Source organism: Paramagnetospirillum caucaseum, assembly GCF_000342045.1.
GTDB classification, from domain to species: Bacteria; Pseudomonadota; Alphaproteobacteria; order Rhodospirillales; family Magnetospirillaceae; genus Phaeospirillum; species Phaeospirillum caucaseum.
The window spans coordinates 1-717 of the sequence record NZ_AONQ01000190.1; the positions used below are offsets into that span (position 1 = coordinate 1).

The 717-nt window shown below is 74.1% G+C and carries 1 protein-coding gene; it reads left to right on the forward strand.

Translation table 11 applies throughout. From position 1 onward, the window contains the following. On the forward strand, positions 1-717 hold a 717-nt coding region (locus tag H261_RS22940; protein WP_008622842.1), incomplete at both ends, for a calcium-binding protein.

Sequence of the window (717 nt, forward strand, 5' to 3'; positions counted from 1 at the left end):
GGCGGCGGTTACCGTCAACCTGGGCACCGGCAGCGCCTCGGGCGGCGAGGCGGCCGGCGACGTGCTGAGCGGCATCGAGAACCTGCTGGGCGGCAACGCCGCCGACATCCTGACCGGCGACGCGGGCGTCAATGTCATCGACGGCGGGGCGGGCAACGACCTGCTGGCCGGCGGCGGCGGGGCCGATACCCTGATCGGCGGGGCCGGGGTTGATACCGTCAGCTATGCGGCGTCGGGCGTGGCGCTTGCCGCCGATCTGGCAGCGGGAACGGTCGCGGGCGGCGATGCCGACGGCGACGTGATCTCGGGCATCGAAAGCGTCACCGGCACCAGTTTCAACGATATTCTGGCCGGCGACGGCAACGCCAACCGTCTGGACGGCGGGGCGGGCAACGATTCCCTGCGCGGCGGGGCGGGGGCGGATTCGCTGGTCGGCGGCACCGGCGCCGATACGGTGGGCTACGAGAACTCGGCGGCGGGGGTCACCGTCAACCTGTCGCTGACCACGGCCCAGGCGAGCGGCGGCGACGCCTCGGGCGACGTGCTCGCCACCATCGAGAACGCGGCGGGCAGCGCTTTCGCCGACAGCCTGACCGGCACCACCGGCGTCAACCTGCTGACCGGCGGCGGCGGCGACGACGTGCTGCGCGGTCTGGCCGGGGCCGACACCCTGGTCGGCGGCGACGGCAGCGACACCGCCAGCTATGCCGCGGCGAC